At 68.1% G+C, this 12,902-nt stretch carries 18 protein-coding genes; 7 read left to right on the forward strand and 11 right to left on the reverse strand.

Features of this window, described 5'->3' with window-relative positions:
• Window positions 1-38: 38 nt before the first annotated feature.
• Both ACIBGM_RS35745 and ACIBGM_RS35750 read right to left on the reverse strand, forming a co-directional pair.
• Entirely contained in the window at window positions 39-1,235 is a 1,197-nt protein-coding gene (locus ACIBGM_RS35745; RefSeq protein ID WP_396388061.1) for a serine hydrolase domain-containing protein, read from the reverse strand.
• Between the two features lie 69 nt (window positions 1,236-1,304).
• Complete coding sequence (locus ACIBGM_RS35750; RefSeq protein WP_360537214.1) at window positions 1,305-1,748, reverse strand: DUF1801 domain-containing protein; 444 nt, start codon at window positions 1,746-1,748, stop codon at window positions 1,305-1,307.
• Between the two features lie 152 nt (window positions 1,749-1,900).
• Between ACIBGM_RS35750 and ACIBGM_RS35755 the strand changes: the two genes are divergently transcribed.
• The 3 genes from ACIBGM_RS35755 (at window position 1,901) to ACIBGM_RS35765 (ending at window position 3,520) form a co-directional block, all read left to right on the forward strand.
• Window positions 1,901-2,659 (forward strand): aminoglycoside N(3)-acetyltransferase, encoded by a 759-nt coding sequence (locus ACIBGM_RS35755; RefSeq protein ID WP_396388062.1) that lies wholly within the window; start codon window positions 1,901-1,903, stop codon window positions 2,657-2,659.
• Window positions 2,660-2,732: 73 nt separating this feature from the next.
• Window positions 2,733-2,951, forward strand: coding sequence for an ester cyclase (locus ACIBGM_RS35760; protein ID WP_396388063.1), 219 nt, complete (start codon window positions 2,733-2,735; stop codon window positions 2,949-2,951).
• A 17-nt stretch (window positions 2,952-2,968) separates the two neighbouring features.
• A complete protein-coding gene (locus ACIBGM_RS35765; protein ID WP_396388064.1) occupies window positions 2,969-3,520 on the forward strand; it encodes a GNAT family N-acetyltransferase in 552 nt (183 codons plus the stop codon).
• Here the strand turns inward: ACIBGM_RS35765 and ACIBGM_RS35770 are convergent.
• The 4 genes from ACIBGM_RS35770 to ACIBGM_RS35785 form a co-directional block, all read right to left on the reverse strand.
• Entirely contained in the window at window positions 3,507-4,205 is a 699-nt protein-coding gene (locus ACIBGM_RS35770; RefSeq protein ID WP_360537206.1) for a metal-dependent transcriptional regulator, read from the reverse strand. The two genes, ACIBGM_RS35765 and ACIBGM_RS35770, sit on opposite strands and share 14 nt — an antisense overlap.
• Complete coding sequence (locus ACIBGM_RS35775; RefSeq protein WP_360537204.1) at window positions 4,202-5,071, reverse strand: metal ABC transporter permease; 870 nt, start codon at window positions 5,069-5,071, stop codon at window positions 4,202-4,204. The genes ACIBGM_RS35770 and ACIBGM_RS35775 overlap by 4 nt, the downstream gene beginning before the upstream one ends.
• The gene (locus ACIBGM_RS35780; protein ID WP_396388065.1) at window positions 5,068-5,805 is read right to left on the reverse strand and encodes a metal ABC transporter ATP-binding protein; all 738 of its coding nucleotides are present in this window, start codon (window positions 5,803-5,805) and stop codon (window positions 5,068-5,070) included. Before ACIBGM_RS35780 ends, ACIBGM_RS35775 begins: the two co-directional genes overlap by 4 nt.
• 115 nt (window positions 5,806-5,920) lie before the next feature.
• Entirely contained in the window at window positions 5,921-6,829 is a 909-nt protein-coding gene (locus ACIBGM_RS35785) for a metal ABC transporter substrate-binding protein (RefSeq protein ID WP_396388066.1), read from the reverse strand.
• A gap of 79 nt (window positions 6,830-6,908) precedes the next feature.
• On the opposite strand from ACIBGM_RS35785, the gene ACIBGM_RS35790 reads away from it, so the two are divergent.
• The 3 genes from ACIBGM_RS35790 to ACIBGM_RS35800 are packed head-to-tail and all read left to right on the forward strand — an operon-like array spanning window position 6,909 to window position 8,773.
• On the forward strand, window positions 6,909-7,430 hold the full coding sequence (locus ACIBGM_RS35790; protein WP_396388067.1) for an NUDIX domain-containing protein: 522 nt from the start codon (window positions 6,909-6,911) through the stop codon (window positions 7,428-7,430).
• 36 nt (window positions 7,431-7,466) lie between these two features.
• A complete protein-coding gene (locus ACIBGM_RS35795; RefSeq protein WP_360537196.1) occupies window positions 7,467-7,904 on the forward strand; it encodes a MarR family transcriptional regulator in 438 nt (145 codons plus the stop codon).
• Between the two features lie 11 nt (window positions 7,905-7,915).
• Window positions 7,916-8,773: a haloalkane dehalogenase gene (locus ACIBGM_RS35800; protein WP_396388068.1), complete on the forward strand. Its 858-nt coding sequence runs from the start codon at window positions 7,916-7,918 to the stop codon at window positions 8,771-8,773.
• A gap of 44 nt (window positions 8,774-8,817) precedes the next feature.
• Here the strand turns inward: ACIBGM_RS35800 and ACIBGM_RS35805 are convergent, their stop codons facing one another.
• The 5 genes from ACIBGM_RS35805 to ACIBGM_RS35825 form a co-directional block, all read right to left on the reverse strand.
• The gene (locus ACIBGM_RS35805) at window positions 8,818-9,228 is read right to left on the reverse strand and encodes a PQQ-dependent sugar dehydrogenase (RefSeq protein WP_396388205.1); all 411 of its coding nucleotides are present in this window, start codon (window positions 9,226-9,228) and stop codon (window positions 8,818-8,820) included.
• The gene (locus ACIBGM_RS35810) at window positions 9,206-9,529 is read right to left on the reverse strand and encodes a hypothetical protein (protein ID WP_396388069.1); all 324 of its coding nucleotides are present in this window, start codon (window positions 9,527-9,529) and stop codon (window positions 9,206-9,208) included. Before ACIBGM_RS35810 ends, ACIBGM_RS35805 begins: the two co-directional genes overlap by 23 nt.
• Window positions 9,530-9,646: 117 nt before the next feature.
• A complete protein-coding gene (locus tag ACIBGM_RS35815) occupies window positions 9,647-10,471 on the reverse strand; it encodes a MauE/DoxX family redox-associated membrane protein (protein ID WP_396388070.1) in 825 nt (274 codons plus the stop codon).
• Window positions 10,472-10,484: 13 nt separating this feature from the next.
• Entirely contained in the window at window positions 10,485-11,087 is a 603-nt protein-coding gene (locus tag ACIBGM_RS35820; protein WP_396388071.1) for a cell wall protein, read from the reverse strand.
• A gap of 16 nt (window positions 11,088-11,103) precedes the next feature.
• The gene (locus ACIBGM_RS35825) at window positions 11,104-11,337 is read right to left on the reverse strand and encodes a hypothetical protein (RefSeq protein ID WP_360537189.1); all 234 of its coding nucleotides are present in this window, start codon (window positions 11,335-11,337) and stop codon (window positions 11,104-11,106) included.
• A 909-nt stretch (window positions 11,338-12,246) separates the two neighbouring features.
• Here ACIBGM_RS35825 and ACIBGM_RS35830 point away from each other — a divergent pair.
• On the forward strand, window positions 12,247-12,858 hold the full coding sequence (locus ACIBGM_RS35830; protein WP_396388072.1) for a hypothetical protein: 612 nt from the start codon (window positions 12,247-12,249) through the stop codon (window positions 12,856-12,858).
• The last annotated feature ends 44 nt before the right edge of the window (window positions 12,859-12,902 follow it).

Here is a 12,902-nt window from a genome sequence, read left to right on the forward strand (position 1 = left end):
CGCCGAGCTCGAGGGCTCGGCGTGGCCGGAGGCGTGCGTCACTTGCAGAAGGCCGCCTTCAGGAGCTTGGCGAGCGCGGGCGGGAAGTCCGTCAGCACGTCGATGGGGGCGTCTCCGGTGGTGATACCGGCGGTCAGGATCCGGCTGCCGTCGGCTGAGCTGTACATCAGGGCGCCGTACCCGGCGGGCGGGCTGCCGTTGTGCTGGTAGACGATGCCACCGCAGTCCGGGCCCAGGTCCTGCACCCACAGTCCGAAGCCGTACCCATACGGTCCGTACGGCGTGCGCATCTCGGTCAGCAGCGGCTCCGGCACGAGCTTGCCGCGCATCAGTGCGCTGATGAACGTCTGCAGGTCCTTCGTGGTCGACAGCATGTCACCGGCGCCGGCGACGAGGGACAGGTTCTGCCGGCTCACGTCGACGACCTTCCACTCGCCGTCCACCTGGTAGCGGTAGTAGCCGTGTGCGTGCGGTCCGGGCAGCTGCGACCGGTTGCCTGGTACGACGGTGTTCTTCAGCCCGAGCGGCCGCAGGATCCGTCGCTGCACCTCGTCGGCGTACGAGTGCCCGGTGACTTTCTCGATCACCAGCAACGCGAGCGTGTAGTTGGTGTTGGAATAGCGCTGGTCCGTCCCCGGCGCGAACACCGGCGGCTTCGACAGCGCCACCTTCACCAGCTCCTCCGGCTGGTAGCTGCGGAACCGGTTGTCCACCCATTCCTGGCCCGCGACGGTGATTCCAGGGGTGAACTTCCCGTCGTAGGTGTCGCCGGTGTAGTTGAACAACCCGCTCGTGTGCTGCAGCAGCATTCGCATCGTGATCCGGCGGTCGATTCCGAGTGTGGGCAGGTAGTCGGACACCGGGGCGTCGAGCTTGATCTTGCCCTCGGCCACCAGTTGCAGTACGACGGTCGCGGTGACCGTCTTGGTCACGCTGCCGACCCAGAAGCTCCCGTTCGTGGGCGGCTTCGCGGCCGAGCCCAGCTTGCGCACTCCGGCGCTGCCGACCCAGTCGCCTTGCTTGTCGTGCAGCCGCAACTGGATCCCACCGAAGCCGGCATCGACGAACTCCTGCAGCGCCTGCTGCATCTCCGGCCGCTCCTGCACCGCCGCGGCCGTCTTCGTCGCCGTACTATCGGCAGTCGCCACGCCCGGCGCTGCCACCCCGGCCAACACGGTGGCCGCCAATGCCACCACCGCCACACGCCGGACCCTTGGACTATTGGTTCTCTTCATGCCCCCAACACTCGTCCGCCCGCCTGACACCGAACAGTCACGGCTCTGACACGGCGGTTCGGTGCTGGGTCAGCTCACGGCCTTCTTGACGAGGGTGGTGATCTGCTTCTCGACGGCGGGGGTGAGCTTGGTGAGGGCGTAGGCGGTGGGCCACATGTCGCCGTCGTCGAGGTTGGCGGGGTCGTTGAAGCCGAAGGTGGAGTAGCGGGACTTGAACTTGCCGGCGCTCTGGAAGAAGCAGACGTTCTTGCCGTCCTTGTAGTACGCCGGCATCCCGTACCAGAGCTTCGGCGACAACTCCGGCGCGGCGTCCTTGATGATCTCGTGGATCCGCTCCGCCATCGCCCGCTCGTGCTCCGGCAACTCCGCGATCTTCTCCAGTACGGCGGTCTCCTCGTCCGCCTTGCCCCGCGCCGCCTTGAGCTCCCGGGCCCGCTGCTTCATCGCGTCCCGCTCGTCCTCGGTGAACCCGTCGTACGACTTGGCCTTGGAGGTTGAACGCTTGGTCGCCATCTGAGTGCTCCCTGCCTGCTTGATCGGATCGAATCGAACACCTTCAGCGTAAGGACCGGCCTGCCGAGGCTGCTTCTCGAAAACTGATCGATCCGGGACCAGGTCGCAACTAGGGTCTGGGGATGGTTGAAGGGTGCGCGACAGTTGGGTCTTTGGCGGCTGACTTCCGGGCGCTCGGCGTACCGGCTGGTGGTGTGGTGCTGCTGCACTCGTCGCTGCGGAGCGTCGGGTTCCTCGCCGGCGGGCCGCAGGCGGTGGTGGAGGCGTTGCTGGAGGTGCTGACTCCGGCCGGGACGCTCGTCGTACCGACGCACACGCCTGAGAACACTGATCCGGCGACCTGGTCCAACCCGCCGGTCCCGTCCGAGTGGTGGCCGGTGATCCGGGATCAGTCGCCGGGATTCGATCCGGGGTTGACGCCTGCGGCGCGGTGGATGGGCAGGCTGGCGGAGTTGGTGCGTACGTGGCCCGGGGCGCGGCGTAGCAGTCATCCGCAGTTCTCGTTCGCCGCGTTGGGCGCGCGGGCTGAGGAGGTCGTCGCGGGACACCGGCTGGACGACGGGCTGGGTGATACGTCGCCGTTGGGGGCGGTGTACCGGTTGGACGGGTCGGTGCTGCTGCTCGGATGTGGACACGACAACAACACCTCGATGCACTTGTCCGAGTGGCGCCGTACCAACGCGCCTCGGCACGTCGTCGGCGCCTCGGTGCGCTCGCCTGACGGCACGAGTTCGTGGCAGGAGTGGGAGGACGTCGAGGAGGACGAGAGCGACTTCGGGACGATCGGTACGGCGTTCGAGGCCGCCGGCGGGGCGCGGATCGGCCCGGTCGGGGCGGCGACCGCGCGGCTGATGTCGCAGCGGGCGGTTGTCGACTTCGCTGGGGAGTGGATGGCGCGCAACCGGGGGTGAGGTGGTCTTATCAAGCGGTGGGCGCGGGCTTAGCGTGGGGTGTAGGGCCTGGGGGCGCTGATGACTGGTTCGGGTGCTGGCCGACGACGCGGTCGCCGGCGAGCTCGAGTTCACCGGGACGAACACCGGACCGCTGGTTGCTGCTGGCAACCAGATTCCGCCGACCGGTCGCGGCGTGATCGGCCGCGGCGCCTACTTCGCCCGCTTCGAAGGCGACAAGGTAGTCGAGTTCAGCGCCTACCCCGACACCGCCGGCATGCTCATGCAACTCGGCCTGATGCCCGGCGCCTGATGCTCTAAAATCCGGATGTGGTGGAGTTCAGCGCGTTCCCGGAGCGGCTTGAGACTGAGCGGTTGTGGTTGCGGCGGTGGGAGCCGGCGGATGCCGAGGTCTACCGGGGCTTGTGGCTGGAGCGTGATTCGCGGGCGTTGCGGCGGATCGGGGCTGACGGGCGACCGACGCTTGACGAGATGCGGGGCTGGTTGATCGAGAATCCGCGGGCGGCGGTGGAGGGGCTGGGGCTGCTGCCGATCGTGCGGCGGCGCGAGGGAGACGTCATCGGGTACTGCGGGCTCACTGTCGGGCAAGCGAGCTTCGAGGAGCCCGAGATCGCGTACGAGCTGGCCAAGCGGGCCCACGGGTTCGGCTACGCAACCGAGGCCGCGCAAGCTGTGCTCGAGGCCGCGGTGGCAACCGGCCGGAAGCGACTGTGGGCAACGGTGAGGGAGTGGAACGCGCCGTCGTTCCGCGTCCTGGAGAAGCTCGGCTTCTACAACAGCGGCCGCGTCGACGAGAACCCACACCGAGGAAACTCGATCTGGATGACCTATGAATGCCCGCGAGGCCTCAGGAAGGACTAGCCTTCGGTACGACGCGGATGGCAAAAGCCGTCTCGCGGTCCAGCACGACTGACGTCCCGTTGTGGTCGACGTCGACGTACTCGTCGTGGTGGTGGTTGACCCTCAGGTCGGTGCCGATCGTGATGCCGAGCTGGTCGAGCTGGCGCAGGAGCTCGGGGTCGCTGTCCGAGACCCGCGCGACCCGCGCACGCACGCCGGGGTCGACCGCGTCCAGCCGCAGCTGGTCGTCGTCCGGAAGCGAGCCGTCCGACCGGGGGATCGGGTCGCCGTGCGGGTCGTGGTCGGGCTCGCCGAGGCGGACGGCGAGGCGGTCGATGAACGTGTCGGACACCGCGTGCTCGAGGTCCTCGGCCTCCTCGTGGACCTCGTCCCAGGTGTAGCCGAGGTAGTCGACCAGGAACGTCTCGATCAGCCGGTGCTTGCGGACCATCGCGAGCGCGATCCGCTGTCCTTCCGGGGTCAGTTCGATCGCGCCGTACCGGGCGTGCGCGAGCAGGCCGCGAACGGTGAGCTTGCGGACCAGCTCGGACACCGACGACGGCGACAGGCCGAGGCGAGTGGCGAGTGCGCCGACGGTCACCGGTTCGTCCGACCACTCCCGGGCGTTGAAAACGGCCTTGAGGTAGTTCTCGACGACTCTGGACTCCATCGCGTCCTTCCGCTTCATCGCACCGCCGCCGTTCATGCCACCGCTGCCGCCCGTCGGCGGGTGGCTGCCAGGTGCCGGCCGAGCACTCCGTGGCGCGGGCTGAACAGGTAGACCAGGGCGAACACCACACCCTGGACGACGACCACGAGCCCGCCGGATGCGGCGTCGAGCCAGTAGCTGAGGTAGATACCCAGGACCGAGCATGCGGCTGACATCACCGGCGCGATCACCAGCATCCGGCCGTGCCGATCGGTGAGCAGGTACGCCGTCGCGCCCGGGATGATCAGCATCGCCACCACCAGGATCACCCCGACCACCTGCAGGGCGACGACCGCGGTCAGCGCCAGCATGCCGAGCAGCAACGCACCCAACCGCCGCGGCGACAGCCCGATCGCGTGCGCATGGATCGGGTCGAACGCATACAGCGTCAGGTCGCGCCGCTTCAGCACCAGGACCACCAACGCGAGAACCGCCAGTACGGCGATCTGCAGCAGGTCCGTCGTCGAGACGCCCAGGATGTTGCCGAAGATGATGTGGTTCAGATCGGTCTGACTCGGCGTCACCGACACCAGCACCAGCCCGAACGCGAACAACGTGGTGAACACGATACCGATCACCGCGTCCTCCTTCACCCGGCTGGTGTCCCGGACGATCCCGATCAACGCGACCGCGAGGAACCCGAACACAACCGCGCCGAGCGCGAACGGAGCGCCGAGGATGTACGCGATCACCACCCCTGGCAGTACGGCGTGAGACACCGCGTCGCCCATCAACGACCACCCGAGCAGGACCAGCCAGCAGGACAACACCGCGCACACGACCGCCGCGAACACCGTGGTGATCAGCGCCCGCACCATGAAGTCGTACTGCAACGGCTCCAGCAGGAAGTCGACCGGGGTCACGCCGCACCTTCTTGCTCGAGTACGTCGAGACCGAAAGCGCGGGCCAGATTGACCGGCTGCAGCGCCTCCTCGACCGACCCGTGGAACAGCACCCGCCGCAGCAGGAGCACCGCCTCGTCCGCGAGCGCAGGCAATGCATGCAGGTCGTGCGTCGACACCAGCACAGTCCGGCCGTCCGCCGCCAGTTCCCGGAGCAGCCCCACGATCGTTGCCTCAGAGCGCTTGTCGACCCCGGCGAACGGCTCGTCCAGCAGCAGGATCTGCGCGCCCTGTGCGATGCCCCGGGCAACGAACGCGCGCTTCTTCTGGCCGCCGGACAGCTGCCCGATCTGACGGTCGGCGTACTCGGTCAACTCGACCTGCTCCAACGCCTCGGCAACGGCCGCGCGATCAGCCGGCCGCGGCCGCCGGGTGAATCCCTGGTGCCCGTACCGGCCCATCATCACCACGTCGTGCACCGACACCGGGAACGCCCAGTCCACGTCCTCGTTCTGCGGGACGTAGCCGACCCGCCCCCGTTTCCGCGCCACGGCCGGATCCGCCCCGTCGAGCCGGACCCGGCCCTCGTCCGGCCGGATCATGCCCATGATCGCCTTGAACAGCGTCGTCTTCCCGGACCCGTTCATGCCGATCAGCCCGGTCACCTTGCCCGGGTCGACAGTCAGCGACACCCGGTCCAGCGCGAGCACGTTGCCGTACCGCGCAACGATGTTGTCGACCTGGATCGTGGTCATGGGGCCTCCCGGCCTGGACTGAGGAACGGAGGGAGCGAAGCGACTGGAGAGACGAGGGAAGGCCGGGAGTTCGAGCCGCATGACCCGCTGCGCGGCAGCGCAGCATTCAACACCGTCATGAGGTGCGTCCTGTCAGTCCGCGGATGATGGTGTCGGAGTCGTACCTGATCAGGTCCAGGTACGTCGGGACCGGGCCGTCCGCCTCGGACAGCGAGTCGACGTACAGCGTCCCGCCGAAGTCGGCGCCGGTGCCGGTGGCGACCTGCCGCATCGCCTTGTCCGAGACGGTCGACTCGCAGAACACCGCCGGTACGGCGTTGGCCTTCACGAACTCCGTCGCCGACGCGATCTGCTGCGGCGTCGCCTGCTGCTCGGCGTTGACCGGCCAGATGTACTTCTCGGTGAGCCCCGCGTCGCGCGCCAGGTAGGAGAACGCGCCCTCGCACGTCACCAGCGCGCGCTGCTTCTTGGGCACCGCCGACAGCTCGGTGACCAACTCGTCCTGCACCTTCTGCAGCTCAGCCTTGTACTTCGCGCCGTTCGCCGCGTAGGCGCTCGCGTTCGGCGGGTCGAGCTCGGAGAACGCGTCGACCATGTTGTCCACGTAGATCTGCACGTTCTTCGGGCTCATCCACGCGTGCGGGTTCGGCTTGCCGGCGTACGAGTCCTCGGTGATGTCCATCGGCGCGACCCCCTCGGACACGACCTTGTGCGGTACGTCGACCGACTCGACGAACTGCTGGAACCACACCTCCAGGTTGAGCCCGTTGTCGAGGATCAGGTCGGCGTCGGAGGCCTTGCGGATGTCACCGGGGGTCGGCTCGTAGCCGTGGATCTCGGCGCCCACCTTGGTGATCGACTCGACCCACAGGTGGTCGCCGGCCACGTTGCGCGCGACGTCGGCGAGCACCGTGAACGTGGTCAGCACCACCGGCTTGCCGTCACCCGACGCCTGGCTGGTCGAACACGCGGGCAGCACCGCGAGCGCCAGGACCGACAGCAGGGCAGCGAGAGTTTTCGGCACACCGAAAATCTAAAAGTTCGGTGGACCGAAAACAAGCCCGGATTGCGGATCGGTGCACCGGCTGGGAGGGTGCTGAACCGTGGACGACGACATCCGCCGCGGCGACCTGCTCGCCGAGGGCGAGCCGGAGCAGGAGTTCAACCCCGGGATCGCGGCCCGGTTGCCCCGCAAGACCGTGGCCGGCGGCGCCCTCGTCCGCGACGAGGCCGGCCGCATCCTGTTCCTCGAGCCGACCTACAAACCCACCCTCGACATCCCCGGCGGCATCGTCGAGTACGACGAGTCGCCGTACGAGGCCTGCGTCCGCGAGGTCCAGGAGGAGCTCGACCTCGCGCTGCCGATCGGCCCGCTCCTGGTCGTCGACTGGGTCCCGGCCCTCGGCGTCTGGTCCGACGCGCTCGCCTTCGTCTTCGACGGCGGCGTCCTCGACCAACCCACGATCGACCGCCTGGTCCTCGACCCCACCGAAGCCCGGGCCCACCACTTTCTCACCCTCGACCAGGCCGCCCCTCGCCTCCGCCCGTCCATGGCCCGCCGCCTGGCCCGCGCCCTCCAGGCCCTCACCACCAACACCCCGGCGTACACCGACTTCGGCCGATAGTAGCCATGTACTTAATAGCCATGTACAGTATTTGCCGTGAACGAACCGACTCCCGGTCACCTCGTCTGGCGGCTGTCGATGAAGTGGCGAGTGGCCGTCGACCGGGCGCTGGCGCCGCGCGGCCTCACGCACGCGCAGTACGTCATGCTCGCGTCCCTCTACGGCCTGGAGCGCGACGGCCAGTCGCCGAGTCAGCGTGAGCTGGCCGACCACACCGGTCTCGAGGCGCTGTACGTCTCCAAGCTCGCGCGCAGTCTCGACGCCGACGGACTGATCCAGCGCGCCCGCGACGCTCGCGACACCCGGACGGTGCGACTGCAGCTCACCGACAAGGGGCGTACGACGGTCGAGCCGGCGATCGCGGAGGTCGCCGGGCTGCTGGACCGGTTGCTGGAGCCGTTCGGTGGTCGCGGCGGTGACCGCACGAAGGCGTTCGTTCGTGACCTCACCGAACTGCTCGACACTCCACTCTGAAGGGGTCTGTCATGCCTGTGATCGACGTACTCGACTCCACCATCCACTACGAAGACACCGGCAGTGGGTCGCCGATCGTCTTCCTGCACGGCAATCCGGCCTCGTCGCGCATCTGGCGCAACGTCATTCCGTACGTCGGCGCCGGCCGGCTGCTCGCCCCCGACCTGATCGGCATGGGGCAGTCCGGCAAGCCGGAGGTCAGCTACGCGTTCGCCGACCATGCTCGGTACCTCGATGCATGGTTCGACGCGTTGGGGCTCGACCGGGTGATCCTGGTCGGTCACGACTGGGGTGGCGCGCTCGCGTTCGACTGGGCGGCGCGGCATCCGGAACGGGTCCTCGGGATCGCGTTCTTCGAGAGCATCGTGAAGCCGATGGCCTGGGAGGACCTGACGCCGCAGGCGCGTGAGCGCTCCGAGCGGATCCGCACGCCTGGCATCGGCGAGGACTTGATCCTCGAGCAGAACCTGTTCGTCCGGCAGGCGTTCACCGCCGGTGTGCTGCACCCGGTCGGCGACGACGACCTCGCGTCGTACCTGGCGCCGTACCCGACTCCGGAGAGCCGGCGCCCGATCCTCGCTTGGGCGCGCCAGCTCCCGCTGGGTGGTGATCCGGCGGAGCTCGTCGCCCGGATCGCGGCGTACGACGGCTGGCTCGCGACGAGTGCCGACGTACCGAAGCTGTTGCTGACGTTCGAGGGATCGCCGACGTTGCTGATCGGGCCGGCGATGGCCGAATGGTGTGCTTCGAATATCGCAGCACTCGAAACCGCCCACTGCGGGGAGGCCGGTCACCACGCGCAGGAGGACCGCCCGAAGGAGATCGGCACCGAGATCGCGTCCTGGATCGACCGGCACGCGTTGCGGTGAACCGCGCCGGCTCCCCGTTGACGGCGGGGAGCCGGCGACCGTGGTCAGGAGAACTTGAGGCGGACGATGACGTTGTCGATGACGGTCGGGGTGCCGCCGTTCTTGTCGTTGTTGGTGGAGGTGAGCCAGAGGGCTCCGTCGGGGGTGCGGGTGATGCTGCGCAGGCGGCCCCAGCGGCCGGAGAAAACGGCTTGCGGGGTGCCGACGCCGGTGCCGGACGAGTTGATCTGCGTCACCCACAACTGCCGGCCGGTGACCCCGGCGATGTAGATCCAGTCGTTGACGATCTCGACGTCACTCGGTCCGGCCTGGGCGGTGGACCAGGTGCGTTTCGGCGCGATGTAGCCGCCGCAGTCGCCGATGGTTCCCTCGCAGGCGGGCCAGCCGTAGTTGCCGCCCTTCTGGATCAGGTTGAGCTCGTCCTGGCTGTTCTCACCGAACTCGGCGGCCCACAGTTGACCGCGCGAGTCCCAGGCGAGGCCCTGCGGGTTGCGGCGCCGATGGCTCGGTGTCGTCGGTCGTGGGGGAGACGGTCAGCTTGTCCGCGTTCGGGCCGCCGTCCGCGGTGGTGGCGCGAACCCGGATCGTGTTGGTCCCCGCAACGAGTTGGAGCCGGACGGTCTTTGTCTGCCAGGTGGTCCAGGCGCCGGTGCCCGGGAAGGTGATCCCGACCGCGCCGGCCACGCCGTTGACGGTGAAGTCCATCGGGCGGGCGGTCTCCTGTTGTCCGGGGCGGAGGAGCGGCAGGGGAACCATGCATTCATTAGGAAACCTTCCTAACGATAGTCGGCATCACACCATTGGCGCGCAAGGGGTGTCAACAGCACGAAGCCCTCGCGGATCTTCACCGCGAGGGCTTCGTGGGGTGGTTCGTCAGCCGGCCGTGGCCAAGACGGTCGGCCGGTAGAGAGTCTGACCGGACGTCTCGTCGACGACCGCGACCCGGACAGACTCCGGTGTGGAGTCGTGATGCGGTACGGCGAACACGGCAGTCGCCGGCTTGCCGTCGTACCAGGCGGTGTAGCTGACGAACCGCCAGTCCTCGTCGTCCCAGTAGTCGTGGATGTCGGACCGCAGCAACCCGTTGACCGCGCGGTACGCCGGACTGAGGATCAGTCGGCGCTGAGTCGCCGCCAGCGGTACGCCGTCCGTCTTGGTGCCACTGAGCGGATGCGTGATCCGCAACCGCAGCCGCCGCAACGGCAGCAGCCAGTACCGATCCAGCTCGGCAGACAGTACGACGAACAGCGCCGCCTCCGGGATCAGGATCAGGACCCCTGCTGACCACCAGCCGGTGCTTGCCGTCGCGGCTAGCACGGCGGTTGCCAGTAGCAACAAGGCTCGGGCGATCGCCCTTTGTCCGACGGGTTTCGCCGACGCGCCCAGGCAACCGCAGGACGCCTCCGGGACCACGATCTTGGCGTAGACCAGGTACCCGGTGAAGCCGGCCGCCAGCGCCACGGCCGCGATCGCCTCGACAGTCGCCACCGGTGGCGCCAACAAGGCCAGTGCGATCACCGCTTCGACGACTCCGACCGCGCGATAGGCCGTCGCCGTGCGCTCCTCGCCGACGAGTCGCGGCAACGCCGTACGCTTCGCCTGCTCCGCGCTGTCCTTCCCGAACTTGCTGTACGACGACCAGAGCAGGAGCAACCCGATCAGCAGCGGCTGGGCAGCCGCCACCTGCTGTGCGAACATCGCGGCCTCCCGGTCAGTTCGACGCGTAGATGGTCGCGATGTCGATCTCGTTGGTCCCCGGCCGCCAGGCGCCGATCACCTGCGCGTGCCGGCCCACCTTGAGCATCGACAGATCCGACACCGCCGGCGTTCCGTTGTAGACAGCCGCGGTCAGACCCGGCTGCACGTGCCCGACGACCTTCTGGCCGTGGTGGTCGAGGTGCAGCGCGCCGCGCCCGATCGAGTTGATGCTCACCGTGAGGTTCACGATGTTGACCCACACCGACTCCGCGGCGAGGATCCCGTCCGGCATCATGACACCGCGCGCGTACATGCCGTCGCCGACCCGGACTTCGTCCAAGGTGGTCGGCCGCAGCTTCCAGACACTCGTCACTCCGGTCAGCTGGATCCGGTGCAACCGGCCGTCGGAACCCTGCACCTGCAGGAGATCCCGGTTCCGGCCCATGATCAGGCCCTCCGCGAAGTTCGGGTCCGGCTGACCCGCGTCCGGGAACTGCGAGGCCGCGGCGAACGCGGTCTCCGGCGCGAGCGAACCCATGGCGCTGGCCGCAACCAGGCCGGTGGCGCCGAGCGCGGCGCGGGTGAGCAGGGACCTGCGGTCCATCTTCGTGGTCATCTCACACATCCCCTTTTCAGCCCACGTCGACCCTGCAGGGGACCAGACCGGCGCTCAGGCTCGCGATCGCGGAGAACGCGGCCGGAGTGAGGTCGATGATCCGGTTGGAGGCACAGGTGCCGCCGCAGCAGGCACGCTCACCACAGAACAGATCGGTCTGCGGACCGCAGTCCGCGATCGACGTGACCACCCGCGCCCCGTTGCACAGGTTGGTCGTCGAGTGCCGGAACCCACAGGTCCGCCGGGACATCCCGGTGATCCCGCACGAGTCCGGCCGGGTGATCGCGTAGCACGCGTCCGAGGTGTTCGGCCACGCGTGCTGGTAGTTCCCCGAGTGACAAGTTCCGCAAGCACCACGTCCGGTGCTCGCACAGGGTCCCCATGCGTTTCCGCAACAGAACCATGAGACTTCGCCGTTGATTCCGGCCATGACGATTTCCTCCAGGTCTAGGGGCGGACAGACCTTCTGATTTCTTTGTACCGCGATCGAGCGGAATCTCACAGACTTCAATCCCGAAACGGAAACTTTTTCACCCGCATGGAAAAGGTCGGATGTGGTCGCCCCGCGCCGGCTGCTCCGCGCGCTCCTGCGTCGCGTGCTCCGCCGCCAGCCCCCCACCGTTCTTGCGCTCGCGACGCTCGTTGGGTGCGCTCGCACTGCTCGCGGCTGGCTCGGGCTGCTCGCCGGGTTGGCTCGCGGTGCTCGCCGGTCGACCGCGGGGGGGTCGCGGGGAGGTGTGGTTGGTTCAGGTGCAGGTGGTTGCCCTCGCCAGCTGCTCCGCGCGCTCCTGCGTCGCGTGGTTCGCCGCCGGCCCCACCCACCCTCTTTGCGCTCGCGCTGCTCGGTTGCCTCGCGAGTTGAGTGCGGGGTGGGTGGTGGTTGGGTCGGTGCGGATGTGGTCGACCCTCGTCGGCCGTGTCGTGTGTTTGCGGGTCGCGAGCACGGGTCTGCAGCCGTCCGTGGGCCGTCGGGTTGGCAAGTGTCGGGACCGTGAACACCCTCCGGTTCCCGTGGACAGTAGATAGCCTGTGCAAGGTCCCGAGAACCTGCGCACACCCCCGACCGGATGCACTCGATCGCGCCGCGGGGGAGTAGCTCCCGCTCATGGTCGTAACTCTGCCGCGGTGACGCGCGGGCATCGGGCGGCAGGATGGGTTTATGCGGATCGTCGGGGTGAGCTCGGAGGAGGAGATGGTCGCGAGCTTTCTTCTCGGCAAACTCGGTTCGGAGCGGTTCGGGCCGAATCTTGTGCAGGTTCTGGAAGAACTGGGTCAGCCGGCGACATTGCTCACCGAAGCGGATTTGGGCGACGCCGAGGGGAACGAGCTTCGGCGGCACGTGCTTGGGGATTTCCGGGGCTATCGGCAGGATCGCGAGCTGTTCACGGGTTTCCCGGATGGGGTCAGCTGGCAGCGTGTGGCTCTCTCGCAGGGTGAGCTGCTGGACGTGCGCTACATCGACTACAGCTACTGGACGGCATTCACCGAAGGAAGCCGGCGACCAACCGATGCCGTTCGGTTCATCCGCGGCGGCGGCACGGTGTTCGGTTCCATGCCCACCGGACACTTTCTCGCTCTCGCAGATTCCTTCCGTCAGGGAGTCACCTGGCAGCCGATCATCTGTGTACGGGCCGATGGCAACCATCCGATCGTGGTGCTGGAGGGCCACGCCAGACTCACAGCCATGGCGTTGGCCCCCGAGTGTCTACCGGACGAGGTGCAGGTTCTCCTGGGTTCATCGGCAGCAATGTCTGAGTGGTTGTGCTACTAGGCCTCGAGGAACATCCCGCTCGACCACCCACGCCAACCCCGGAC

This window comes from Kribbella sp. NPDC050470, from assembly GCF_044458365.1.
Lineage (GTDB): Bacteria > Actinomycetota > Actinomycetes > Propionibacteriales > Kribbellaceae > Kribbella.

Coding starts and splice junctions, on each gene's coding strand:
- ACIBGM_RS35745 (WP_396388061.1), bottom strand. CDS start 1,235: ATGAAGAGAACCAATAGTCCAAGGGTCCGGCGTGTGGCGGTGGTGGCA.
- ACIBGM_RS35750 (WP_360537214.1), bottom strand. CDS start 1,748: ATGGCGACCAAGCGTTCAACCTCCAAGGCCAAGTCGTACGACGGGTTC.
- ACIBGM_RS35770 (WP_360537206.1), bottom strand. CDS start 4,205: ATGAACGGCGGCGGTGCGATGAAGCGGAAGGACGCGATGGAGTCCAGA.
- ACIBGM_RS35780 (WP_396388065.1), bottom strand. CDS start 5,805: ATGACCACGATCCAGGTCGACAACATCGTTGCGCGGTACGGCAACGTG.
- ACIBGM_RS35800 (WP_396388068.1), top strand. CDS start 7,916: ATGCCTGTGATCGACGTACTCGACTCCACCATCCACTACGAAGACACC.
- ACIBGM_RS35810 (WP_396388069.1), bottom strand. CDS start 9,529: ATGGTTCCCCTGCCGCTCCTCCGCCCCGGACAACAGGAGACCGCCCGC.
- ACIBGM_RS35815 (WP_396388070.1), bottom strand. CDS start 10,471: ATGTTCGCACAGCAGGTGGCGGCTGCCCAGCCGCTGCTGATCGGGTTG.
- ACIBGM_RS35820 (WP_396388071.1), bottom strand. CDS start 11,087: ATGACCACGAAGATGGACCGCAGGTCCCTGCTCACCCGCGCCGCGCTC.
- ACIBGM_RS35825 (WP_360537189.1), bottom strand. CDS start 11,337: ATGTCCCGGCGGACCTGTGGGTTCCGGCACTCGACGACCAACCTGTGC.
- ACIBGM_RS35830 (WP_396388072.1), top strand. CDS start 12,247: ATGCGGATCGTCGGGGTGAGCTCGGAGGAGGAGATGGTCGCGAGCTTT.